This window comes from Mesorhizobium sp. LNJC394B00 (assembly GCF_000502555.1).
In the GTDB taxonomy this organism is placed as follows: domain Bacteria; phylum Pseudomonadota; class Alphaproteobacteria; order Rhizobiales; family Rhizobiaceae; genus Mesorhizobium.
The window spans coordinates 514,079-538,321 of sequence record NZ_AYWH01000007.1 but is presented as its reverse complement, the minus strand read 5'-3'; the positions used below and the strand labels follow the sequence as shown (position 1 = coordinate 538,321).

Here is a 24,243-nt window from a genome sequence, read left to right as displayed (position 1 = left end):
GTCCGCCCCGAACTGGAGCCGACGCTGCACGAGGACGCGTTCGACGTCGGCGCCATGCTGCTGCCGTGGTCTGTCACCCGGGCAGGAACGTCAAGGCTAGCGCAGGTCGGCACTCGATATCGGTTGGAGTGCCGACGGTCGGTTATCAGCCGGGGACGACCGCGGCGCGGAAGCGCGCCACGAAGTCGTCGAGCTCCGGCCGCTCCATGTCGGAAATCGCCCAGTAGGAGAAGGCGCCGTCGCTCCATTGCACCAGCGAGAAGCCGCCCTCCGAGAGATCGACGGGGTCGGTCACCGCCCCGGCATTTTGCGGCTCGGCGACAAGGGTGATCAAATGCTCGCGGTGGCGATAAACCAGCGCCGGCATTGCCCGGCCGCCGATGACCTCGACCCTGCCACCGATGAGCGCAAATCCGTCTTTCACCATATTAGGAGCCGGCGGCGAAAGGCCGAGCCTTGCATCGAGCCATGGCTTTACGGTGTGCCGGTCCGACGAGACTACATCGACGGGGCTGGTCGCCAGCAGGCTGCGTTGGTGGCCGCTGGCCACGCCTGCGGCAAAGCTATCGGCTACGCTAGGCTGCATCGCCCATTGCGTCGCGCCGCTGGCCAGAACAGCGCTGATCATGATCGAGGCCGCCNCGCCGCTCGACAGCCATGGCCGCGGCGGCGTCAAGCTCGCCATCTATCAGCGCGTGCAGCATCAGGTTCATGCCGGCGGCGTCCTCGGGCAATCCATCGTTGTGCGCACTCATTGCGCCCTCCCAAGGTCAGAGATCAGCAGGCCACGCGCCCGCGCCAGCCGCGACATCACCGTGCCCATCGGCACGCCCAGNCTCCCAAGGTCAGAGATCAGCAGGCCACGCGCCCGCGCCAGCCGCGACATCACCGTGCCCATCGGCACGCCCAGCATGGCTGCGATATCGCGGTAGGCGAGGCCATTGACGTCGCGCAGCACGAGCGTTTCTCGAAATGGTTGCGGCAGAGCGGCGATCGCCGCTTCCAGGGCCGCCACGTCTGCCCTGGCAATCAGGCTCGCCTCCGGGCTTTCGCTCTCACTCAGATCGACTGCGTGAGCGGCGCTCACCTCGTCGAGATCACCGAGGTCGCCCACCGAGACGATGCTGCGCGGGCGATTGCGCGCCAGCCATGTGTANGCTCACCTCGTCGAGATCACCGAGGTCGCCCACCGAGACGATGCTGCGCGGGCGATTGCGCGCCAGCCATGTGTAACACGAGTTGCGAACGATGGTGAGCAGCCAGGCACGTGCATTGCCGCCGGCATAGCTTGCGATGTTGGCGTGTGCCTTCATGCAGGCGTCCTGCACGACANATTGCCGGTCAGCCAGCGGGCCAGCGAAAGCGCGTCGGCGAGATGGGGCATTACCACTTCGCCGAAGCGGTCGGCTCGCGCATTGCTGCTCAGCATCGGTACACCGTCACATGCGCCTCGCCTTGAGTGCTCATGGGGCGAGAATGGTTCTGCGTTGCGATCGAACCCAGAGGAAACATCCCGGGTCGCCAACTGCGTTGAATGTGAGGGCAAACGTCGCATCGGTGTCAATCACGCACTGGACCGCAAACATGCATCCAGATGGATGCTTCTCGAGCACAAGCATTGCCGAATTCACGACCCATTTCGCATGCGCGGCACCTGAGCTTTCCCGATCCCGACCGCGGCAGCACCTTCGGCAGACAGGTGAGCCAGCCGGCCGCAGGCGGCCGACCTATCGCCTTCCAGAGGTCCTGGAACTCGTCGACCGATACCGTCGTGCTCGGCAATGTGTGGGTTTGCAGTGCGGCGTCCCTTCAAGGTCAATCAGCAGCTCATGCATGGAGGACCAGGGCAAGCGGCTTTTTATTCCCGGACAGCGTGATTCTTTCTCGGCGATGTGATTGGTCCGGGCGCCCTGGTTTTGGCATTGCGTTTGATGAAACTACTCGATCGTCCGGCGTCAATCCCAATCCTGCAGAACCAGCTTATTCGTGAGATGCACTACTGGCTGCTGACAGGTCGCCACGGTGCAGGCATCCACGCGCTCGGGAATCACCGACAGCCATGCAAGCCCATCGCGCCGGCCGTCGCGCTTATCACCCGCGAGGGATGTTCGAAACAGCTTTGGCAAGAACCAGATCGCGGCCTAGGTCACGAGCTTAGACTGCCTCCAACCTTGCTGGGGTGGTGCCGACTCCGTGATTGAGAGCGGCATGGAACGGCCGAAACGTTTTTGCGCGGGATTGTAGCAACAACGTGTCGAATTTGGTAACTGCTCGTACGCGAGCCGCTCGCCCCTGGTACTGGGCAAGCGATCTGCACCGGGCAAAAGGGGCAGGGGCTTGAGTACACAGGTTGCGGCGACGGCCAACTGTACGATCCGGAATTCGGGCCATGGGATGGATTCCTTGGTTTGGGAATGGGACTGCTCGCTCGCACCCTTGCCCTCGTCACGACGGTGCTAAGGCTGCGGCGGCAGTTAACGTTTCGACCTACTAGGCCTTCATACACGAGGAGCCATTGCGTCGCGCCGGTGGCCAGGAGGTTCGTGGACACGCCAAGCTGCGTGGGTAGTAAGATACTCGATGCCATCACTACGCGGGATTGACGGGTTGAGTGTTCCCGGACTGAAGTTTTTGGACAGGGTGGGTTGCCGAGCAACTCCCCATTGCGGCGCGAGACGATCCGATCGCCGCCAGCGACTTGGCAGATCAATTGATGAAAGCGGCCGAGAAGCGGCATCGTAGCGCCAGCTGGTTATGTACCATGAAAGCAGCAAAAAATGTGTTACGCGTTGTGATACCTATTGTGATACAAATCGGCTGTCGACGCTAGGAAAAACATCGTAAATACAATCGTGTAGAGCCGAAGCCGATCCAGCCAACGGTACCATCGAATTTCCCGCTAAAGTCTTGATTGCCGATCCCGGCGATCCACGGGAGATCAAGACCTGTATGGCGCTGTCGGCAGGCAGGAAGACCCTGACTGCACACACACCGCGGTGCAGATACCCGCGCCGCATCTAAGGTTTCATTTTACTCCAGCGGTTCGTCGGTCGGCCGAGGCGTCGTGCCTGCCTGACGAGGACGGCCGGCATTGCGATTTGCAACGCGGCTGTCGAGTGGCGATCTGGACGCTTCCTGGGCGCCAGCGGCCTTGGGCACAGTCGGCCTGGCGCCGGAATCGCTGTCTTCAGCGTCGCGACGGGGATGTGGCAGGCCGGCGGCGTCAGGCGATCCGACCGAAGGTGTGGCGGCCGGGTTTGTCGATGCGGGTTTGTCCTTGGCCATTTTCAACTCTCGCCTTTTCAGCATGCAGACGGCCGGACAACAAAGTCGGGCCATTGGACAGAACGGTCTGCCGTGCGGGCGCATCACGACTTTGATGCAGCCGTCCTCCTTGTCGCGGAAGGTTTTGTAAAGTGCGGGCCCGGCCTTGAGGCCAGCCTGATGGGTGATCACGAATGACGGGTCGATATCGCCGTTCCGAACTTTCTGCAGCGATGTCGCGTTCATCCTGGATCGTCGGATCGGCCACCTGTTCGCAACGTATGTCGCCTTTGCCGTGCCATGTGAGGGCCTTCATGTGCTGTTCCTTGACGACAAGCTCTGCGAGCCCGAACTTGGCTTGATGTGAAATGTTCCCGCTTCGAACGAGCATCCGGCCTCAACCCTTGGCGGCCGAGCCGGGTTCGGCCATGCCGCAATGCTGCTCGGCCAGGGTGCCGGCCGGCGTGCCATGCGCCGCTGCAACCTGCAGCTTGTTTTTCCAGCCGCTGATCGCCTGCTGCCACGACCGCATCCCTGATCGCTTCGCAGGGCAGAGGTTTGGCGCAAGCGCAGGATCTGCTATCGCGCCAGAATCGCGGCGACAACGAAAACGACGGCGGCAACGACGACAAGCGCGACAATGGCCAGCACCGGGCCGTTTTTACTCGGGGCCGGGGCGCGCTCGTCGTCCGGCCGCCGCATCGCATTGGCGAAGCTTGCTTGATTAGCGAAAGCCGGCGTGCCCGTCGCTGCGGGAACCGGCACGGCGCAGGTGTCTGCTGCTTCGGCATCGGTTTCCATAGGCGCCGCCGCCGGGTCGAATCCCGGCGTCTTGTCCTCTGTCACCCCAGACTGAATATCGCCTCTGTCTTCGGCCGGGTTACGTTCGACGTTCATGATGATGCTCCTGCCGCTGGCCCGGGCTTCCCCAACCGCGAGCGGATCAGGATGTTCCATCGGGCGGAATCGCCAACAACGAGGAGCAAATTCAGATAGCCTTCAAACAGATGTCCCTGGTGGCAACGCGGGCCTTGCAACCGGTCAGCACCGGATTGGTGGTCTCGTTGTAGTCGGCCATGGTCGGCAACGCGGCAGATTCGGCAAAGTTCCAGTCTGGCTCGCAATGCCCGCTTACGCACACCGCCGCTCGTTGACCTTGAGCTGGCTCGTTCCAGCCACTCCAACCCAAATTGCCAGTCCGGCTCCCGGCGGCGCGCTGTTTGGATTCCGTGGGAACATCAACAGCGCCAGCGAGTTCGGTATGTGCAGCGAGTTCCCTGTTCGCCGCATGGCCAACATCCGGAGCTCTTGACTGCCCGCGTCTTCGCTCCTGGAGCGCGGGCCACTCCTCTTAGCCCAGGGTTGCGATCATGAGCAGAAACATTCCGGAAAAGCGGGCCAGGCAGGGTGGCTTGGGGCGACCGGTCCTTGGCGTGCTCTTGGCAGGCCTTGTCTTGGCGCTCGTTGCCTGGGGGATCGCTGAAATCTATGGCGAGCAGGCTAAGACACCGGCGACACAGCAAAACAGCCGGGTTCCATCGCCAGATACTTACAGCCCAAATCCTGGCCGAACGGACCCTGCAAACTCCAAGGCCGATGATGTGAATGGCGAACCGGTGGACCGAAATCCCAAGCTCGACAAGGATCCCACGCCGCGATCAAGCACTGGCGGGGATCAGCCAGGAACGCCGCCAGCTCAACCTGCTTCGCCATAGCGTTCGCACTAGTTGATAAACACAATTCAAACAGATGCGGAAATGTGGAGCGGCGATTTCAGCCAATTTCAAGAGCCGGGTCTGTCAATAATCGCCGGCGCTCTCTGATAGCTGGGGAGCCACAAAACCTCCGCTGATTCTTACCGCTTGCTGGATGGCACTGGCGGCTCCAGACCGACTGCGCGCTGTGTCACGCCGGCAGACCTTTGCACCTCTGGGCGCTTTTGAACTTGCAAGTCGATGGAATCGGGCAAGCTGGGTGTAGATGATGCAGTCGTCATCTTATCGAGGTCCGGCAGCAACACCATCTTTGCGTAGCGTGGAGGAACCAGATGGCCTCCGAAAACAGCGAATATCCCGCACACGAATAAAGCGAGAAGCAGGGCCGTAAGCAAATCTGTGAAAATCTCGACAAATCTCATGTGCTCGCTCCGCGCGTAAGGATCCCGCCGCGCTCTCGACAGTAAGAGCGGCGGGATCCTCAACCGGCGATGAAGGGACTTTGATCGACGGTCTTCTCCTAATGTGGCTTCCGGTTGCGTGTTCCCTGGTTCGGACCTTATCCACCGACTATGGGACTAAGGTCCGGAACCTAAATCGAACCAATGGGGAAGAGCGGAATCCATGTGCCTTTAAGAGGCTTCAACCTGAGGGCACGACGGCTGATCGTCAGCCTCCCGCCAGAGACAGTCCACGGGCGCGCTCGCGCAGCAACGCAAGCAGTTCGTCGCGCCGTGGCTCCGGCGTGTCGACGGGTAACACCAAACACAAGGTCCTTTTGATGACGCCGTGGCCGTCACGGATCGGGGCCGCCATGCACCAGGTGAAACGGTCGGCCAGGGCTGTGGTCTCGCTGAAACCCTGCCGGTGGGCCAAGGCAACATCGGCAAAGAATTCGGCTGGTGCAATGATGCGGCCGTCGGGAAGCTTGTAGTCGCCAGATGGGATGAAATCCCTCAACTCTTGCTCGTTCATATGGCCGAGGAGCAGCCGTCCGGATGCCGTCCATGGGATCGGCACCTCAACCCCGACATCGCTTGAAATCCGGAACGGGCCCGGCGAATCTCGGCAGTCAAGAACGACGTATTTGTTGCCACGCAGGCCGCATAGCTGGACCGTCTCGCCTGTCTCGGCGGCCAACTTATCCAAGGTCTCGATGATGCGACGGTAATGGGCGTTGTGATGTGAGTAGGCCCAGCCGAACAGATGCATGGCGCGTCCGAAATAGACGTAACCTTCACCGCCGACGTTTTCGAGCATTTCGGCGTCGAGCAGGCTGTTGACGATCTCGTAGGTGGTCGAACGCGGCGCGCCGATCATCTTGGCGATGTCGCCGACGCGCATTGGCGCGCGGTGCCGCAGCAAAGCCTCGAGCAGCATGATGACGCGGTCAATGCCGCGTCGTCGTTCGCCATTGCGCGGCTCCGCGCCGGCTTCCTTCCCGATCGCATCGTTAGTGCCGTCGCTCATGACCATCCGCCAAAATCATTTCGGTTCTCGTCTCAAGGCGCTTGAAAGATGTCAAGGCTCGGTCTAGCATCCAATTTGTCCGATATACAGACACATTGTCTGAAATACCAGACAAACTAACGAGCCTGACGCAGACAAATCCCGAGAGGACACACGGTTTCCAAGATCCGGCGACCGACGGGTTTCCTCGCCCTTGTTCTGCACGTCGAGGCCACAACCTCTGAAGGGAACAGTCATGATGAAATCACCGTTTTTCGCATCCGCCAGCGCGCTTTGCCTCGGTCTCGTGCTGAGCTTTGGCGCCGGCTCGGCAGCCAATGCCGCCGCCAACTGCATCAAGGGCGACCGCAAGGCGCCGTACACGATCGGCTGGGCCAACATCTATTCCGTGCCGACCTGGATGAAGCAGACCCAAGGCACGATCGAAGCCGAAGTCGAGACCCTGAAGAAGCAGGGACTGGTCGACAAGCTCGTCGTCACCGACGCTCAGGGCGATGCCAACGTCCAGATCCAGCAGATCCAGTCGATGATCGATTCCGATGTCGACGCCATCATCCTGATCGCCGGTTCGTCGACCGCACCTGCACGCGTTCTGGCCGATGCCTGCGCCAAGGGCATCGCCATCATCAACTTCGACAGCCTCGTCGACACCGACAAGGTCACCGCCAAGGTCAACACCGATTCTTCGCAATGGGGCGGCCAGGCCGCCAAGTTCCTGATCGACGCCATCGGCGGCAAGGGCAAGATCCTGATCCTCAATGGCCCCGCCGGGGTTTCGGTCAGCGATGACAGGCGCAAAGGCGCCGACGCTGAGCTCAAGGCCCATCCCGACGTGACGGTGCTTGCCGAGACCAACACGCCCTACAACGTCGCGCCGGCACAGGAAGCCGTCACCAGCCTGCTCTTCGCCAACCCCGAGATCGACGGCATCCTGTCGCTCGGCGGCGCTCTGTCGGCAGGCGCCGTGCTGGCCCTCGACAAGCAGGGCCGTGAACAGGTGCCGATCACCGGTGAGAACGCCCGGCAGTTTTTGGAACTCTGGAAAGAAAAGGGCTTGAAGAGCTGGGCGACGATGCAGCCGAACTGGCTCGGCGCCTTCGCCACCTACACCGCCGTTCAGGCGCTGGAAGGCAAGGATGTGCCGGCTTTCGTCAAGATTCCGCTGCCGGTGATCGACAATTCCAACATCGACGAATACCTCGCCCGGGCCAAGGACTTCCCGGCTGACGGCTACATCTTTTCTCCTTACGATGAGGAGCTGTTCAAGAAGCTGCTGGCTCAGAAATAAGCCTGAAGGGTTGTAGCGTTGACAACCATGGCTCCGCTGCTCGCGGCGCGCGGGGTGTCGAAGTCTTTCTTCGGCAACCCCGTCCTGCGCGACGTTTCAATCGCTCTCCAGCCGGGCCGCGTGCATGCGCTGCTCGGCGAGAACGGCGCCGGAAAGTCGACCTTGATCAACCTTTTGTCCGGCGCCTTGAGACCGGATGGCGGGACCATCGAGGTCGATGGAAGCGCGGTCTCACGCATGACGCCAGCTGTTGCGCGGCAGGCCGGCATCGCCGTCGTCCAGCAGGAACTCAGCCTGACGGCCAGTCTTTCCATCGCCGAAAATGTTGGTCTCGGCGCCTATCCCAAACGGTTCGGCCTGATCGACTACCGCGAACTCGCTGCGCGGGCGAGGGCCGCATGCGAACTTGTCGGGCTGCACGAGCCGCTGTCGACGCCGGTCGGGCATCTGTCGCTCGGCCGCCGCCAAATGGTGGAGATCGCCAAGGCGCTCTACCGCCGGCCGCGCGTGCTCATTCTCGACGAACCGACATCGTCGCTATCGGCAACCGAAACCAAAATCCTCACCGATCTGCTGCAGCGGTTGCGCGGCGAAGGCATCGCCATTCTCTACATCTCGCACCGACTGAACGAAGTCATGGCGCTGTGCCAGCACGTCACCGTTCTGAAGGACGGCACCTGCACGGCCGACCGCACCCTGGAAGGCACCGACGCCGCCGGGTTGGTTCGGCTGATGGTCGGCCGCGATCCCGGTGATCTTTTTCCGCAATGGCAGCCTTCCAGTTTGCCTGCCAACGCTATCTCTGTCCGAAATCTTTCGGCCGGCCTGATGCGCGACGTCGATCTGGATATCAAAACGGGCGAAGTGCTTGGCATTGGCGGCCTGGTCGGGCAAGGGCAGGAAGATCTGCTGCTCGGTCTCTACGGCGCCATTCCGGCACGGACGGCGTCGGCGACCGTCAACGGCGCCTCCGGCCTGCCCGGCGGCGTGCCGAAAGCCAACGCGCTGGGGCTGGCCTATGTGCCCGCGGATCGCAAGCGCGAGGGCCTGCACCTGATCCATCCCATCATCACCAACATGATGCTGCCCGCCTTTGCCAGGCTGCCGGCGCTGAAGCTGCGCAGCCGCCGCGCAGAGCGCGAGACGGCCAAAAGCCTTGCCGCCCAACTCGGCATCAAGGGTCACCTCGGCCGGGCGGCGCAGGCTCTATCGGGCGGCAACCAGCAGAAGGTGGCGCTGGCGAAATGGATGCCGCACGACCCGTTGGTGCTTCTGCTCAACGATCCGACGCGCGGCGTCGACGTCGAAACCAAGCGTGAGATCTACATGATGCTTCGCAATTTCGCCGCCGCCGGCAAGGCGGTCGTGCTGCTCAGTTCCGACACGCCCGAACTCGTGCACCTTTGCGACCGTGTAGCCATCGTCCGCGAAGGCCGCATCGTCGCCATGCTGGCGCGTGGAGCGCTGAGCGAGGAAGCCATCGTCTCCGCGGCGATGGGCGCCGAACAGCGGAAGGTTGCGGCATGAACACATCTTCCTCCGCCCGGCAGACCGGCGCGCTCTACTGGCCGGTGCAACTGCGTCGCAATGTCGGCGTGCGCAGCCTGTTTGCCGTCGTCCTGGTGTTTCTCATCGCCTATGGCGTCCTCTTTCCGGGTCTGTTCACGGCGTCCGGCTTCGCCAAATTCACGCAGAGCTGGTTTCCATTGGCTCTGGTCGCGATGGCGCAGGCGATCCTGATGCTCACCGGCGGCATCAGCCTGGCCATCGGCGCGACGGTCAGCTTGGGCGCGGTCATCGCCGCGACGACGATGGCCGGGCCGCTGGGCGTCGCCGGGGGCACTGCCGCGGTGGCGCTGACGGGCCTCGGCATCGGGGCGGCGACCGGCTTCATCGTGGTACGGCTTCGGCTGCCGGCCATCGTGGTGACGCTTGCCGGGTCGTTCATCATCGGCGGCGCCGCACTGCTGATCCTGCCGCGGCCCGGCGGCGCAATCCCGGCGTGGCTGTCCGACCTGCTTGCCGGCAACACACCGGCGGCATTCGTGCTGCTGGTGCTCATCGTTCTCCTGTGGAAGCTCTATCTCGCCACGCCGCTTGGCTTGAGCCTCTATGCCGCCGGCGAGAATCCGGTCGGCGCCTATCGCTCCGGCGTGCCGGTCGACGGCGCGCGCATTGCGGCCTATGCGATCAGCGGTCTGCTCTCCACCGGCGCCGGCTTGTTCGTCGCCGCACAGACCGGTTCGGGCGACCCGGTCATCGGCGCCGCCTTTACCCTGAACTCGATTGCCGCTGCGGTGCTCGGCGGCATCGGCTTCCTCGGCGGCCAGGGCACGATGCGCGGCGCGCTTGCCGGCAGCCTGCTGCTCAGCCTGATGATCAGCGTCATGTTCTTCCTCGGCTTCACGCCGGTCGCACAATATGTGGCCCAGGGCCTGATCATCATCGGCGCGGTCGCCATCCCGCAATTCCGCAAGGCACAGCAATGACAGCATGGAATGACAGCGCGGGCGGCAAACGCGCCCTGACGGTCCTGCGCAGCCGGCCGTTTCTCACCGTTGCCATCGTTGCCGCGGTCTGGATCGTGGCGAGCTTCGTTTCGCGCGGCTTCGGCGCTTATGGCCATCTGCGCTATCTGGTGGAGCTCGGCGCCGTCATCGGCCTGGTTGCCGCGGGCCAGACTTTTGTGGTGATCGCCGGCGGCATCGACCTTTCCGTCGCGGCCATCGTCACGGTCAGCGCCGTCAGCCTGCCGCTGCTGTCGTGGCAGGTGGATCCGACCGGCATCACCGCCATTCTTGCCGTTCTGGTGCTGACCACGGCAATCGGCCTGGTCAACGGGCTCGGCGTCGCTTTGCTGCGCGTCCACCCGATGATCATGACATTGGCCATGGCGACATTCTTGCAGGGTCTGTTGATCATCATCGCCGGCGGCAGCGCCGTGACCGCCGAGAACCCGCTGGTCCACTGGCTCGGCAATGGCCGGCCGGCCGGCATTCCCGCTGGCGTATTGTTGTGGGTGGTCGTCTCGGCGATCGTGCTGACCACGATGCATGCGACATCGCTCGGCGCCCGGATTTTTGCCATGGGCGCCAACCCGCTTGCCGCGGCGCTGTCCGGTGTTCCGGTCACGTCCACGACGCTTGCGGTCTACGGCATCAGCGGCTTCTGCTCGGGACTTGCCGGCGTGCTCGTGTTGGGCATGAACGGACAGGGCTATGTCGGCATCGGCGATCCCTATCTGCTCGCCTCGATTGCCGCCGTGGTCCTCGGTGGCACCTCGATCCTCGGCGGGCTTGGCACCTATGCCGGCACCATCCCCGGCGCCATCCTGCTGGTCACCATCACCGCGCTGATCACCGTCGTCAACGCATCGCCCGGCTGGCGCAGCATCCTGTTCGGCTCGCTGATCCTCGGCCTGCTGCTGCTCTCAGGCCGGGAGCAGGCGCGCCGATGACACATCGTCGAGCCGATAGATGCGCCTTGCGTTGCCGAAGAACAGCGCCGTCTGCTCGTCGGCGGAAAAGTCCGCTGTGATGGTTTTGAAGCCGTCATATATGTCATCGAACGAGGCATGCAGGCCGGCGACCGGAAAGTCGCTGCCGAACATGGCGCGACCGGTGCCGAAACAATCGATGCAATGCAGGACGACGGGCTTCAGGCTGTCGAGCGTCCAGTCATGATCGTAGGCGACCAGATCCGATATTTTGATGGCGACGTTGTCGCATTGCGACAGAAGCCGCAGCCCGTCGCGCCACACCTGCATGCCATCGGCGTCGCGGTCGATCGGGCTACCGCAATGGTTGAGCACGAATTGCTGATCGGGGAAGGCCCTGGCAAGCAGCCCCGCGTCGGCGAGCTGGCGCGGAAACACCATCATGTCGAAGGCCAGCCGATGCTGGCCAAGCAAGGCAAGCCCGGCGCGCCAGGCCGGATCGTCCATGATGCCGTCACGGGCCGCAAAACGGCGGGCAGGGTCGGGATCCCAGCTCAATATGTCGCGCACGCCGGCGACACGCTCGAACGCGGCTTGCGCTTCGATCAGCGCCGGCGCCTGGCGATCGGCGAGCGGCACGTGAACGACATAGCGGGCGGCGACGCCGCGCGATTTGTCGAGTGTTTCAAGCCAGCGCGTTTCTCCGATGCAGTCGCCACTCGCCCAGCCGGCTTCGACATGGACGGTGGCGACGACATTATGCCCTATGGCATCGCGCGCATAATCCCCGGGCAGATAGTTCCGCCGCAAGGGGCCAAGCTCGCCGAGGCCGCCGCGCTCGCTGGCCGTGGCGGCGAGCCAGGGATGCCGTCCCAGTCTGAGATCCCAAAGATGATGATGGGCGTCGATGATCGGTCCGGCGTAAGGTTCTGGCACGTATCTCTCTCAGGCTGTGACCGGCGATCGATCCTGGCTTCGTTCTGCGACGGTAAAAGGGTTAGCATCGCATGACTGAAAACTCACCGGTTCCAGCCCTTTCGGTGCGCGAAAATTTTCGGCTCGACGACCGCATCCGCGGCGTGCCTCCCGGCACAACCGGGCTGGACAGCAGCCTTGTCGCGGCCGAGCACTGGCATCCGGCCGATGGACGCATGGCGCTTCCGGTGCTGACCCTCGACGAGGCGGCCTTCTCCGCCAATCGCGACCTGTTCCTGCGCTATGCGCGCGAACACAATGTTGCGATCGCTCCGCATGCCAAGACGCCGATGGCGCCCGATCTTACCCGGTCGCTGGTCGAGGCCGGCGCATGGGGCACGACGGTCGCCGACATCAGGCAAGCGACAGTGATGCTGAAGGCCGGCTTGACACGGCTGATCATCGCCAATGAGGTTGGAGGAGCCGGCGGCGCCAACCGGCTGGCCGTGCTTGCTGGTGCCTGGCCGGATGCCGAGCTCTATGTCTTTGCCGACTCGATCGACGCCGTGAACGCGCTTGCCGAGGCTTGGCGCGCCAATGCGGCGCTGCCGCCGCTGCGCGTGCTGGTCGAACTTGGTGCGGGCAGGGCGGGCGCCCGCACCACCGCGCAAGCCGAGGCCATCGCCGATGCGATCACGGCTGCCGGCGGGCGGCTGCTGATCGCCGGCGTTGCGACCTATGAAGGGGCGGCGGCGCAACCCGAGCCCGGTCGCACCGATGAGGTGATATCCGGCCTGCTGGCAATGACCGCCGACATGTTCCTGCGGCTGCGTGCCCGCGTCGGCGGCGACGCACCGCTGATCGTCACAGCCGGCGGCTCCGCCTTCTTCGACCAGGTGGTCGCGGCGCTTGCACCCCTCGTTTCCAGCGACGGCAACGCAACGCTGGTGCTGCGCAACGGCGCCATCTTCTTCCACGACCACGGCACCTATGACCGTTCGCTCGGCGCCCTCGATGCCCGCAAAGGTTTTGCCATAGGCGGCATCAGCGCTTCGGCGCGGCATTCCTTTCGCCCTGCGCTACGCCTTTGGGCCGAAGTGCTGTCGCGTCCGGAGCCGGGCCTTGTCATCTGCGGCATGGGCATGCGCGACGTGTCGTTCGACCAGGGCTTTCCAACGCCGCTCACCGTCTTTCGTGCCTGCAAGCCGCTGCCGATGCCGGCGGCGCGCGCCGAGGTGGTCAAGCTCAACGACCAGCATTCCTTCCTGTCGATTGCACCGAGCGACGACGTGGCCGTCGGCGACGTCGTCGAATTCGGCATCTCGCATCCCTGCACCTGCCTCGACCGTTATCGCGTGATCTTCGGCGTCGACGCGACCGGCCACGTCCGCCACGCTTTCCCCACCTGGTTCGGCTGACCAGATCCCCCAAAAAGAGAACCTCGAAAGGATCCGATATGATCAAGTATTTTCAGTCCGGCTCGCGCATGTCGCAGGCAGTCGTCTATGGCGGCCTCGTTCACATAGCCGGCCAAGTGGCCAACGATCGCAAGGCCGGCATCGAAGGCCAGACCAGCGACGTGCTTGCCAAAGTCGAGGCGCTGCTGGTCGAGGTCGGCAGCAGCAAGTCGAAGCTGGTGGCGGTCAACATCTTCCTGCCGCAGATCGGTGATTTCGAGGCCATGAACAGCATCTACGATGCCTGGATCGATCCTGCCCGCCTGCCGGCGCGGGCCTGCGTCGAGGCGCGGCTTGCCGACCCTGATCTCCGCATCGAAATCACCGCGGTCGCGGCGGTCTGACCATGCACACCGGCCTCGCCCACACGCTCGATTTCGACCGCGACGGCAAGACGCTCAGCCATCTAAGCATTCCGTTCTCGATCGATCGCTCGCCCTACTTTCAGGTCAAGGTGCCGATCTGCCTCATCCGCAATGGCGACGGCCCGTCACTGCTTTTGATGGCCGGCAATCACGGCGACGAATATGAGGGCGAGCTGTCGCTGGCAAAACTGGCGCGCCGGCTCGATCCGAAGCGGATCAAGGGCCGCATCACCATCATGCCGATGGCCAACGCCCCTGCGGTGATGGCCGCCAAGCGCTGCTCGCCGCTCGACGGCGGCAATCTCAACCGGGCGTTTCCCGGCGATCCCTCGGGAACGCCGACAAGCCGGCTCGCCAATTTCCTTGAGACGGAGCTGTTTCCTCGTCACGACGTCGTCTTCGATATCCATTCGGGCGGCACGTCGATGGAGCATCTGCCGACCGCGCTGGTCGAACGCAACGCCGATCCCGAGCGCCACCGGCGTGGCGTCGAGCTGATGCGCACGCTCGGCATGCCCTACGGCTTTATCGCTGACAACGGCCAGGCCTCGCCAACCTCGATGGGCGCAGCGCGCCGCGCCGGCGCCGTCGGCGTCAGCGGTGAGTTCGGCGGCGGTGGCACCGCAACGGTCGATTCGATGGCGATCACGGCCCGCGCGCTCGACCGTCTGATGATAGCAATGGGTGTGGTCGACGCGCCGGTTCTTGGCGCGGGCGAAAAGCCTTCGGCGCCGACAAGGCTGCTGTCCCTGTCCAGGCACAGCCAGGGCCTCTATGCCACCCGCCGCGGCTGGTTCGAGCCCGCCGCCAGGCTCGGCGACAGTGTCACTTCAGGACAATTGGCCGGCTGGTACCACGATCTCGAGCGGCTCGATGTTGCCGAGGAGGCCCTGCATTTCGCCGAAAGCGGCTTGGTGCTGTCGCGCCGGCTGCACACGATGTGTGAGGCGGGCGACTGCCTAATGCAGGTCGCAGAGCCGGTCGACGGCTGAGCCAAAGGCAGAGGATATTCCATGCAGCAACTGTCCATGTGGACCTATCCCTGGGACATCCAGGATCTCGGCCTGGAGACGGTCGAACGTGATCTTGTCGAGCGCGCCGGGCTCAACATGATCAGCCTGGCGACATCCTATCATGCCGGGCGCTTCCTGCAGCCGCGCAGCCCGCGCCGCAAGGCCTATTTCCCTGAGGACGGCACCATCTATTTCAAGCCGACCGCTGCGCGCTGGGGAAGTCTAGCCATCCAGCCCAAGGTGGCTGACGTGATCACTGAGGGCGGCGACGTGCTCGGTCAGCTCATCCGCCGTCGCGACGCGGGCGGACTAGGAGTTTCGTGCTGGACGGTCTGCCTGCACAACACCCGCCTGGGCATGCTGCATCCGCAGGCCGTCACCCGCAACGCCTTCGGCGATGCCAATTACTACAATCTCTGCCCCTCCCATCCCGATGCGCGCGCCTATGTCCGCGCGCTGATCGCCGACATCTCGCACAGCTACCGGCCGGACCGGATAGAACTTGAAAGCCCGTCCTTCATGGGCTTTGCCCATGAATACCATCACGAGAAGGACGGTGTCGGGCTGACGCCGGAAGACGATTTTCTTTTGTCTCTGTGCTTCTGTCCGTCCTGCGTCTCCCGTGCGGCAAAAGCCGGCATCGATGCCGAGGCGGCGAGCAAGCTCACCAGGCAATGGATCGTCGAGACCTGCGAGCGTGCGGTGCCTGAGCGGCGCTTTCCCAATTTTCCCGCCTGCGGGCTCGACGCCTTTGCCCCATGGCCGGAACTCCATGCCTATCTCTTGTGGCGATTCGAGCCAGTGACCAGCCTGGTCGCCGAACTGCGCGAGGTAGCCGATCCCACGACGGGGGTCGTTATTATCGATCTGAAAGACGGCTGGCTTGGCGGTTGCGATCTGGCAGCGCTGGGCAAGGTCTGCGACGGGGCGATCCTGTGCGCCTACGACATGCAGGCCGGCGATGTCGCCAGCCTGATGGCGGCCGGCCGTGCGGCACTGGGCGCGGACAAATTCCTCGGCGCCGGCTACCGGCTGTTCTATCCGGAAATGGCCCGCCCCGACATCCTGGCGGCCAAGATGAAGCCGGCGCTGGCGCCCGGTGTTGACAGCATCAATTTCTACAATTACGGCCTCATTCCAGCCGCGCGGCTCGACTGGATCGGCGCTGTTCGGCGGTCTTGAGCCAGCCGGCCAATGCTCGTCGGCCACGAGGCGTTGAGGCCGGATTCGCGCGCGAGCGCTGCCAGGTGAATCAAATCAGCGAAACCTGAAGCGATCCATGGTGTAATCCGGGTAGGCGTCCATCGTGTCGAACAGATCGAACAGGTCAGGGGTCTCCGCCAATATTCCTGACAGAACCAGCACCGTGGCCACGCCGGCAGCAAGTCCGCCAGCGATGTCGTGTTCGACACTGTCGCCGACGCAGACCACAGTGCTGCGGTCTGGATTGCCTGCCAGCGCTAGCGCGGCGCCGAATATGGCGGGGTAAGGCTTGCCGATACGCGTGACGCTACCACCGAGGTCCTCGTAGAGATCCGCCAGCCGGCCGGCGCCGAAGCGCGGCCCCACTGCCGTCAGCATGATCTTGTCAGGGTTGGTGCAGAAGCATGGCACCTGCCGCACCGCAGCCGGCGCAAGAAGCCGGCGATAGTGCTCGAGATCGTAGCGGTCGCCCTCGCTGGCCGAAATCAGCACCAGCCCGGCATCGTCACCGTCCTTGGTCAATGCGAAGGGCAGACCTTCGATCGCCGAGCGGTCATCGTCGCGGCTTATCAACAGGCATTTCGTGTTTGGCAGTAGCTTTCCGGATACCGCCATGTCGTGGAAGAACTCCCACGCGACCTCGCCGGAAGAAACAAAATGGTCCCAGCTTCCCGGTTCGAAGCCGAGCTTTAGCAGCCGGCTCTCGTTGGGCCCCGCCCGCTTGCCGGAGTTCGAGATCAGCACAATGGTCTTGCCGGCGCGCTTCAGCGTCGACAGTGCTTCCACCGCCCCTGGATAGGGGCTGGCGCCGTCATGCAGCACGCCGAACTGATCGAGCAGGAAAACATCATAGCGCTCGGCCAGCTGGTTGACGCCGGTGAGGTGTTCGACTGTTTTCGCGCTCATAGAAGCCCCGCCGCGCTTGCGCCCGTCAGCGCCAGTCGCGCCGTGCCGGCGGCGGCTTCGTCCGAAAGTGCCGGCAGGAAATCAACACCAAGTCTGCGCCGCCGGATCGCCGTCCAGGCGGCATTCGCCGCACCGCCGCCGACGCTTCTGACCGACGTCAGCCGCGGCGCGCCGAGCTCGGCGAGCTTGTCATAACCGAGCGCCTCGATCGCGGCGATACCCTCCAACATGGCTTTCAGATAGTCGGCGTCCTCCACCGGTCGGGGCACAAGACGCGGCGGCAGTGCCGGATCGGCGATCGGAAAGCGTTCGCCTGCAGTGGCAAGAGGATAGTAGTCGAGGCCGGTCTCGGTCATCGGGTCGATCGCCATGCTCAGCTCGACGATGCGCGCCAGAGGGAAATGCTGTGTCAGCACCTTGCCGCCGGAGTTCGATGCGCCGCCCGCCAGCCAGACATCTCCAAGCCGATGGCTGTAGATGCCGAAGCGTGGCGCCGAGATAGGCCGGTCGGACAGGATCTTGACGGTCAACGACGACCCCAGCGCGGTGACGCCGTCGCCTATTGCCGCGGCACCTGTCGCCAGGAACGAGGCGCAGCCATCGGTCGTTCCGGCGACGACGGCGATTTCGCGCGGTAAGCCGAACACATCCGCGGCATCCGCGGTGAGCTTGCCGACGACATCGCCCGGCCTGGCGACACCGGGCAGCAACTCCATGCGCATTTCGGTGGCCGCAATCCAGTCCGGCCAGCAGCGGGCCGTGGCGTCGTAACCGGTTTTCAAGGCATTGTTCTCGTCGCTGACATCGAAGCGACCGGAGAATTGTCCCGCGATCCAGTCCGCCTGATGCAGCACCGCGGCAACACCGGGCGTGCGCTGGAACCAGAGCGCCTTGGCAAGACCGGACGTTGCCCCAAGTGCGGCACTGGTCGCTGGGGCTTCGCGAGCGATCGCGACCAGAATGGCGTTGTCGGCGACCGTATCGTTGTACATCAACGGCTCGGCCAGCGGCCGCCCGGCGCCGTCGACCGGCAGCAACGTACCTGAAGTGCCGTCAACAGCGATCGATCGGACCGCTGTTCGGTCGATGCCCGAAAGCAGTTCCGCCAGCGCTGCGCTGACCGCTGACCACCACACTGCAGGGTCGCGGGCATTCCAGCCAAACAACTCGAGCGAAACGGCGGAACGCGCGGCAATGGAAAAATCCGGACGCATGGCGACCGCGCGCGCGCCGGACGTGCCGATGTCGATGCCTATGGCAAGCGGCGTGTCAGCGGCTGGCGGCATTGAGTTTCTGGCGATACTTCTCGGCGTCCCAGTTGACCAGTTCATCGTTCTCGGCGGCGGTGAGGTAGTTCAGCCGCGCTGCAATGTCGATGCGTGCCGTCACGTCTGCAAGGCAGCGTTGCATGGCGTCGGCGCCCGCACTGGCATCGCCGCGCATCAGCACGCCCAGCCCGGGAAACAGGATCGCCACGGGGTTTGCACCGCACCGCTCGATGACGCGCGGCACATCCTCACCGGGGTTTGCCACCACCGACCCCCGACCCAGAAAGATGACGTGATCGGGGTAGAGGCTGCCCCCGGACGCCATGCGGCGGCTTTCGGGATCGATGGCGACCGCGTGCGCCTCGATTTCCGCCGGCAGCCTGTAACCGGTTTTCCCGGCCAGCGCCGCCAATCCCGCAACATCCGGTTCCGCCACTTGGCGCGCCGGCCGCGCCAGAAGCAGCGTGACGCGGCGCAGCAGCACTTCGGCCTCGGCGACGGTATCGGCCGCGACGACCAGCCCGTGATTGGCAAGGATCAGCACGTCGACCCCAGCCTGAAGCCGCTCGGCAATACCCTGGGCAAGCGGCAGGCCTGGCCGGAAATAAGGAACATACGCCCATTTGAGACCATCAAGGCGTCTGGCGGCTTTCACCTCGCAATTGGCCTGTACCGCCAGCGAAATGGTTTCGACGCAATGGACATGCAGGACGACGCGCTGCGGCATCAGCGCGTGAACGGTGGTTTCAATCGAAGGGCGCAGGCGCCGGGCGTTGAGCGTCTCGATGGCGAAGATTTGCGGCTGGTCGGCGGCGCTGTCGCGCTGTTCGACAGCCCTGAGCAGCCGCGCCATGGCCACCGGCACCATGATATCTTCGGAGAGCGCATCCTTCAGCCATGTGCCGGAAGCCTTGATCCACAGCGTGTCGCCGGCTTTCAGCGAGGTGTTGCCGCCGGCGGCCTGGGTCAGGTTTGGATTGCGCCCGATGCTGGCCGAAAGCGCCCGCAAGGCAGTCATTTCCTGCGCATCCGCATAGGTCGCCATGGCGCATTTCCTCTATCAGCTCCGCCAGCCTCGCAGCTTCGGATACCCGTCGTGGGATGTTGATGTGTATCGCAGATGCGAGCGACTTACGTCAATGGTGATCTAATTTCATCAAAGGTTCTTGCAATCGGAAAGATGTTGAGTAAGTTACGTCAAATGCTGCGGCAAAAACGGCTCCTGGGAGGAAAAACGATTGAGCGACTCCGGCCGCCAGCGTCAGATCGTCGAGTTGCTGCGGGATCGCCCCTTCGCGTCGGTGCGCGAACTGCAGGAGCAGCTCGGCGTGTCGGCGGCGACGGTGCGGCGCGACATCGACAAGATCGACGAGGCCGGTGAAGCACGGAAGGTCTATGGCGGCATCTCGGCGCTCGACGGCGCTTCACAGGCGGGTGTTGCCTATGCCAGGCCCTATGACGAGAACCGCGACCTCGCGGTCGAGGCCAAGCGGCAGATCGCCGCTCTCGCGGCCACGATGGTGCGCGACGGCGATGCGGTCATCGTGCATGGCGGTTCGACCTGCTTCCACCTTGGGGTCAAGCTGGCTGAGCGCAGCATCCGTCTCTATACCAATTCGATGCCGCTCGCGGCCTATCTGAGCGACCACGGCCATTGCAGCCTGACCGTTGCCGGCGGCGATCTGCATCGTGAGCCGGGCATCATCCATTCACCGACCCAGGCGGAGCCGTTCTACGCATCGAAGTTCTTTCTCGGCGCGCAAGGCCTTGGCCAGGAGGGCGTGCTGGAATCGCACCCGCTGCTGGTCCGCTCCATCGCCGATCTCAGCCTGTGTGCCGACCAGATCGTGGTGCTGGCCGACAGCCGCAAACTGTCGATCCACGCCCGTAACATCGCGCTGCCCTTGTCGCGCATCGGCACGCTGGTGACCGATGACGGCCTGTCCGACGTCGACGCGCGCATGCTGGAAGACGCGGGCGTCATGGTGCGCATCGCTTCGGCTTCGGGAGCCATCCAGTGAAGATGGCCGTCCTCGATTTCGGCAAGACCAATTCGAAGCTGTTCGTCTTCGCTCAGGACGGGCGCATCGTCGACGAGCGCCGGACCCGGCCGAACTGGATGCGCAAAGATGGCTTCAGCGTGCTTGATGAGGCAGCACTTCACAATTGGGCGGTTCGCGCCGTAAGCGAGGCCACCGACATCCATGGCGTAGAGGGCGTGATGGTGTCGGGCCATGGCTGCACCTTTGCCCTGGTCGACGAGGCGGCGCTGACGCATCCGATACTCGACTACGAGCAAGAGCCGCCGGCTGATATTGCCGCGCAAATAGATCGCCTCGTTCCGGATTTCACCGAGACCTTCTCGCCGCGATTGCCGCTCGGCTTCAACTACGGTCGCCACATGCTGTGGCTACAGGCGGTGCAACCCGGTGCATTCACGGCCGCGAAATCGATCCTCGGCTATCCACAATACTGGAGCTGGCGGTTTGGCGGCCGGGCGGTCTCGGAAGTGTCCTATCTCGGCTGCCACTCGCATTTATGGGCGCCGCGCAAGCGCGACTTCAGTTCGCTGGTCGATATTGAGGGCTGGCGCGACCGGATGCCCGCTTTCGAGCGGGCGGGCTCGGTTGTCGGCGAGCAACGCCTCGGCGATACGAAGCGGCGGATCGCCATCCACAATGGTGTCCATGACAGCAATGCCGCGCTCCATGCCTATCGCCGGCAGGAGCTTGGCCCGGTCACCGTCGTCTCGACCGGCACCTGGGTCGTCGTGCTTAATCCGGATTGCCTGCTCGACGCGCTCGATGGCCAGCGCGACATGCTGGTCAATGTCGATGTCGACGGCGGCCCTGTGCCGACCATCCGCTTTATGGGCGGGCGCGAATTCGCCACGATCAGCGACGGCTGGCAAGGCGCGATCGCGCCGGCGACAGTGCAGCGGGTGATCAACGCCGGCAGCATGGCGCTGCCGAGCTTCGCGCCGGGCGGCCCAATGCCCGGCCGCGCCGGCAAATTGGTCGGCCGCATGCCAAGCGCCGAGGAACGCGCAGCCGTGGCGCTGCTCTACGTCGCGCTGATGGTCGACCTCTGCCTCGACCAGATCCATTCGGATAACACCGTGATCGTCGATGGCGGACTGAACGCTGGCGGCCTGCTCGCCGGGCTAGTGGCGCAACTGCGTCCCAGCCAGGCCTTCCTGCAAGGGGCCACACTGGAGGGCAGCGCCACCGGGGCGGCGGCGCTGGCCTTCGAGACCGTCGGCCGCGAATTTGCCGCGGAAGTGCCGGAGCCCGTGCGTGCCGCAAGCTTCACCGGACTTGCCCGATATCGCGACACATGGCGTGGCCTCATCGGCGAGCAGGGCATCCCCCGCGCGGCAGCGGGAGGCGCACGGTGATCGTCGCTGCTCAGGCCGAAGTCACGCGCCAGCCAGTGCTGGAAATGCGGCACATCTCGAAGACGTTCGGGCCAGTCCGCGCCCTGCAGGACGTGTCGCTGACCGTCCATGCCGGCGAAGTCCATGCGCTGATGGGTGAAAACGGTGCTGGCAAGTCGACTTTGATGAAGGTGCTGTCCGGCGCCTATCGGCCTGATGCCGGCGGCGAGATACTGATCGACGGCGTGCCGGTCGCCACCGGCGACCCGATCAAGGCGCGGGCTCACGGCATTGCGGTTATCTATCAGGAACTGTCGCTGGCGCCCAACCTGACGGTCGCGCAGAACATCTTCCTCGGCAATGAGCCGAGGCGTTTCGGCATCGTCGACCGCGACCAATGCTACCGGCGCAGCAATGAGATCATCAAGCGTCTCGGCGTGTCCTTCTCCGCACGGGCCCAGGTTTCCAGCCTGTCGCTCGGCGAGCGTCAGCTGGTCGAAATCGCCCGCGCGCTTTCGACCAGCGCGCGCATCATCGTCATGGACGAGCCAACCACCTCTCTGACCTCGCGCGAGACCGACCGTCTGTTCGAGGTCATCGCGACGCTGAAGTCGCAAGGCATCGCCATCATCTACATCAGCCACCGCATGGAAGAGGTCTACCAGTTGGCCGACCGTGTCAGCGTGCTGCGCGACAGCGGCTATGTCGGCACACTCGAGCGCGCCGAGCTGAACGCCTCGCGCCTCGTCTCGATGATGGTTGGCCGCGACCTGTCCGCTTTTTACAGGAAGGATCATCGCCCGCCGGACAGCAAGCGCGCGGTCGCCTTGTCGGTGCGCGGCATGGCGGACGGCAATCTCCTGAAGAACTGCTCCTTCGAATTGCACAAGGGCGAGGTACTGGCTCTGGCTGGCCTTGTCGGCTCGGGCCGCACCGAACTCGCGCGACTGATCTTCGGCGCCGACAGACGCATCGCCGGCACGCTGGAACTCGACGGCAAGCCCGTAACCATCGGCTCGCCAAGCGAGGCACTGAATGCCGGCATCGCCTATCTCACCGAGGACCGCAAGGAGCTCGGCCTGTTCCTCGACATGTCGATATCCGACAACATCAGCATGGGCGTGCTGGCCAGGGATGCGCGGCCCGGCGGCTTGCGGGATTTCAAAGCCGCCGAGAGACGTGCTGCCACGGCCGTTTCGGATCTCTCCATCCGCACCAGGTCGGTACAGGCCAATGCGGGTTCGCTGTCGGGCGGCAACCAGCAGAAAGTGTTGCTTGCCCGCCTGCTCGAGACCGAGCCGCAAGTGGTCATCCTGGATGAACCGACGCGCGGCGTCGATGTCGGAGCGAAGTCGGAAATCTACCGGCTGATCGACAATCTCGCCAAAAAGGGCATCGCCATCCTGATGATCTCCAGCGAACTGCCGGAGGTGATCGGCGTTGCCGACCGCGTGCTGGTAATGCGCGACGGCACGATTGCCGGCGAGGTTACGGCGTCCAAAGACCAGCCGCTGCGCCAGGAAGCAATTATGGAACTTGCAACGGGAGCGGCCAAGGGATGACCGACAAGGCGACCGAGATCAGTGGCCAGGCTGTCGGCAGGAGCCGGCGGTTGCGCACCGCCTTCGCCGCCCTTGGCATGCTGCCGATCCTGATCCTGCTGGCGGTCGGCTTTCAGTTGATGAACGCGCGCTTCTTCACCCAGACCAATTTGCTGATCGTCATGCAGCAATCGTCGATCAACATTGTGCTGGCAGCGGGCATGACCTTCGTCATCCTGACCGGCGGGATCGACCTGTCCGTCGGCTCGATACTTGCCGCCTCGGCGATGGTGGCGGTGATGGTGTCGCTGGTGCCTGATTGGGGACTGCTGGGCGTGCCGGCGGCCATTCTCGTCGGCCTCGGCTTCGGCGTCATCAACGGGCTGCTGATCGCCTATATCAGACTGCCGCCCTTCATCGTCACGCTGGGGTCGCTGACCGCTGTGCGCGGCGTCGCCCGCCTGCTCGGCCAGGACACCACGGTGTTCAACTCGGACCTGCCGTTCGACTTCATCGGCAACGGTGCGCTGTTCGGCGTTCCCTGGCTGGTCATCATCGCCTTGTCGGTCGTGGTGCTGTCCTGGCTGGTGCTCAAGCGCACCGTGCTCGGCACCTGGATCTATGCCGTCGGCGGCAATGCCGAAGCGGCGCGGCTGACCGGCATCAAGGTGCCGCTGGTGCTGCTCTTTGTCTATGGCGTTTCCGGCCTGCTGGCCGGCCTTGGCGGCGCCATGTCAGCGGCCCGGCTCTATGCGGCCAACGGGCTGCAGCTTGGGCAGTCTTACGAACTCGACGCCATTGCCGCGGTCATTCTCGGCGGCACCAGCTTCGTCGGCGGCGTCGGCTCGATCTGGGGTACGCTGATCGGTGGCCTGATCATAGCGGTGCTATCCAACGGGCTCATCTTGGCCGGTGTCTCGGACATCTGGCAGTACATCATCAAGGGATTGGTCATCATCGTGGCAGTCGCCCTCGACCGCTACAGGCTCCAGGCAGGAGCGAGAACGTGATTGACCTTGGTCGCCG

At 64.1% G+C, this 24,243-nt stretch carries 21 protein-coding genes and 3 pseudogenes; 13 read left to right on the top strand and 11 right to left on the bottom strand.

The window, feature by feature from the left end; translation table 11 throughout:
- Window positions 1–145: 145 nt before the first annotated feature.
- From X751_RS141165 to X751_RS1000000168070, 3 genes are all read right to left on the bottom strand, one after another.
- Window positions 146–628, bottom strand: a complete 483-nt coding sequence (locus tag X751_RS141165) for an anti-sigma factor (RefSeq protein ID WP_245265817.1) — start codon at window positions 626–628, stop codon at window positions 146–148.
- 123 nt (window positions 629–751) lie between these two features.
- Complete coding sequence (locus X751_RS1000000168075) at window positions 752–1,114, bottom strand: sigma factor-like helix-turn-helix DNA-binding protein (RefSeq protein WP_023745730.1); 363 nt, start codon at window positions 1,112–1,114, stop codon at window positions 752–754.
- On the bottom strand, window positions 1,098–1,313 hold the full coding sequence (locus tag X751_RS1000000168070) for a hypothetical protein (RefSeq protein ID WP_023745729.1): 216 nt from the start codon (window positions 1,311–1,313) through the stop codon (window positions 1,098–1,100). Before X751_RS1000000168070 ends, X751_RS1000000168075 begins: the two co-directional genes overlap by 17 nt.
- 606 nt (window positions 1,314–1,919) lie before the next feature.
- Between X751_RS1000000168070 and X751_RS1000000167105 the strand changes: the two are divergent.
- Window positions 1,920–2,024 (top strand): annotated as a pseudogene (locus tag X751_RS1000000167105) (AraC family transcriptional regulator N-terminal domain-containing protein); the annotation flags it as partial.
- A 1,336-nt stretch (window positions 2,025–3,360) separates the two neighbouring features.
- On the opposite strand, the pseudogene X751_RS1000000168065 reads toward X751_RS1000000167105, so the two are convergent.
- The 4 genes and pseudogenes from X751_RS1000000168065 to X751_RS141185 form a co-directional block, all read right to left on the bottom strand.
- A pseudogene (locus X751_RS1000000168065) lies at window positions 3,361–3,495 on the bottom strand (glutathione-dependent formaldehyde dehydrogenase); the annotation flags it as partial.
- A gap of 166 nt (window positions 3,496–3,661) precedes the next feature.
- Window positions 3,662–3,775: pseudogene (locus X751_RS1000000167100) on the bottom strand (oxidoreductase); the annotation flags it as partial.
- 68 nt (window positions 3,776–3,843) lie between these two features.
- On the bottom strand, window positions 3,844–4,161 hold the full coding sequence (locus X751_RS141175; protein WP_031195897.1) for a hypothetical protein: 318 nt from the start codon (window positions 4,159–4,161) through the stop codon (window positions 3,844–3,846).
- Window positions 4,162–5,648: 1,487 nt separating this feature from the next.
- A complete protein-coding gene (locus X751_RS141185; RefSeq protein ID WP_023670582.1) occupies window positions 5,649–6,449 on the bottom strand; it encodes an IclR family transcriptional regulator in 801 nt (266 codons plus the stop codon).
- A 235-nt stretch (window positions 6,450–6,684) separates the two neighbouring features.
- On the opposite strand from X751_RS141185, the gene X751_RS141190 reads away from it, so the two are divergent.
- Genes X751_RS141190 through X751_RS141205 form a run of 4 tightly spaced genes read left to right on the top strand, consistent with a single transcriptional unit; the run spans window position 6,685 to window position 11,194 of the window.
- Entirely contained in the window at window positions 6,685–7,737 is a 1,053-nt protein-coding gene (locus tag X751_RS141190; protein WP_023745723.1) for an ABC transporter substrate-binding protein, read from the top strand.
- Between the two features lie 27 nt (window positions 7,738–7,764).
- Entirely contained in the window at window positions 7,765–9,264 is a 1,500-nt protein-coding gene (locus X751_RS141195) for a sugar ABC transporter ATP-binding protein (RefSeq protein WP_023745722.1), read from the top strand.
- The gene (locus X751_RS141200; protein WP_023686801.1) at window positions 9,261–10,226 is read left to right on the top strand and encodes an ABC transporter permease; all 966 of its coding nucleotides are present in this window, start codon (window positions 9,261–9,263) and stop codon (window positions 10,224–10,226) included. Before X751_RS141195 ends, X751_RS141200 begins: the two co-directional genes overlap by 4 nt.
- Window positions 10,223–11,194, top strand: a complete 972-nt coding sequence (locus tag X751_RS141205; RefSeq protein ID WP_023695084.1) for an ABC transporter permease — start codon at window positions 10,223–10,225, stop codon at window positions 11,192–11,194. Before X751_RS141200 ends, X751_RS141205 begins: the two co-directional genes overlap by 4 nt.
- On the opposite strand, the gene X751_RS141210 is transcribed toward X751_RS141205, so the two are convergent.
- Window positions 11,168–12,109 carry an amidohydrolase family protein gene (locus X751_RS141210; RefSeq protein ID WP_023692366.1) on the bottom strand — a complete coding sequence of 314 codons (942 nt, stop codon included), beginning with the start codon at window positions 12,107–12,109 and terminating at the stop codon, window positions 11,168–11,170. The two genes, X751_RS141205 and X751_RS141210, sit on opposite strands and share 27 nt — an antisense overlap.
- Before the next feature lie 71 nt (window positions 12,110–12,180).
- Here X751_RS141210 and X751_RS141215 point away from each other — a divergent pair, with 71 nt between their 5' ends.
- The 4 genes from X751_RS141215 to X751_RS141230 are packed head-to-tail and all read left to right on the top strand — an operon-like array spanning window position 12,181 to window position 16,105.
- Window positions 12,181–13,506 (top strand): alanine racemase, encoded by a 1,326-nt coding sequence (locus tag X751_RS141215; protein WP_031247212.1) that lies wholly within the window; start codon window positions 12,181–12,183, stop codon window positions 13,504–13,506.
- 38 nt (window positions 13,507–13,544) lie between these two features.
- The gene (locus tag X751_RS141220; RefSeq protein WP_023686804.1) at window positions 13,545–13,889 is read left to right on the top strand and encodes a RidA family protein; all 345 of its coding nucleotides are present in this window, start codon (window positions 13,545–13,547) and stop codon (window positions 13,887–13,889) included.
- Window positions 13,890–13,891: 2 nt separating this feature from the next.
- A complete protein-coding gene (locus tag X751_RS141225) occupies window positions 13,892–14,902 on the top strand; it encodes a succinylglutamate desuccinylase/aspartoacylase family protein (RefSeq protein WP_023686805.1) in 1,011 nt (336 codons plus the stop codon).
- A 21-nt stretch (window positions 14,903–14,923) separates the two neighbouring features.
- On the top strand, window positions 14,924–16,105 hold the full coding sequence (locus X751_RS141230; protein WP_023745720.1) for a hypothetical protein: 1,182 nt from the start codon (window positions 14,924–14,926) through the stop codon (window positions 16,103–16,105).
- Between the two features lie 75 nt (window positions 16,106–16,180).
- On the opposite strand, the gene X751_RS141235 is transcribed toward X751_RS141230, so the two are convergent.
- From X751_RS141235 to X751_RS141245, 3 genes are read right to left on the bottom strand one after another with little or no spacing between them, the layout of a single operon-like run.
- A complete protein-coding gene (locus tag X751_RS141235; protein ID WP_023745719.1) occupies window positions 16,181–17,032 on the bottom strand; it encodes a TIGR01459 family HAD-type hydrolase in 852 nt (283 codons plus the stop codon).
- Window positions 17,029–18,318: an FGGY-family carbohydrate kinase gene (locus X751_RS141240; RefSeq protein ID WP_023745718.1), complete on the bottom strand. Its 1,290-nt coding sequence runs from the start codon at window positions 18,316–18,318 to the stop codon at window positions 17,029–17,031. Before X751_RS141240 ends, X751_RS141235 begins: the two co-directional genes overlap by 4 nt.
- A complete protein-coding gene (locus X751_RS141245) occupies window positions 18,302–19,345 on the bottom strand; it encodes a class II aldolase/adducin family protein (RefSeq protein ID WP_023745717.1) in 1,044 nt (347 codons plus the stop codon). Before X751_RS141245 ends, X751_RS141240 begins: the two co-directional genes overlap by 17 nt.
- A 193-nt stretch (window positions 19,346–19,538) precedes the next feature.
- Between X751_RS141245 and X751_RS141250 the strand changes: the two genes are divergently transcribed.
- From X751_RS141250 to X751_RS141265, 4 genes are read left to right on the top strand one after another with little or no spacing between them, the layout of a single operon-like run.
- Window positions 19,539–20,321, top strand: a complete 783-nt coding sequence (locus X751_RS141250; protein WP_023701285.1) for a DeoR/GlpR family DNA-binding transcription regulator — start codon at window positions 19,539–19,541, stop codon at window positions 20,319–20,321.
- Window positions 20,318–21,697 (top strand): FGGY-family carbohydrate kinase, encoded by a 1,380-nt coding sequence (locus X751_RS141255; RefSeq protein ID WP_023745716.1) that lies wholly within the window; start codon window positions 20,318–20,320, stop codon window positions 21,695–21,697. Before X751_RS141250 ends, X751_RS141255 begins: the two co-directional genes overlap by 4 nt.
- Window positions 21,698–21,741: 44 nt before the next feature.
- Window positions 21,742–23,238, top strand: a complete 1,497-nt coding sequence (locus X751_RS141260; RefSeq protein ID WP_050592391.1) for a sugar ABC transporter ATP-binding protein — start codon at window positions 21,742–21,744, stop codon at window positions 23,236–23,238.
- Entirely contained in the window at window positions 23,235–24,227 is a 993-nt protein-coding gene (locus X751_RS141265) for a ribose ABC transporter permease (protein ID WP_023745714.1), read from the top strand. The genes X751_RS141260 and X751_RS141265 overlap by 4 nt, the downstream gene beginning before the upstream one ends.
- Window positions 24,228–24,243 lie beyond the last annotated feature (16 nt).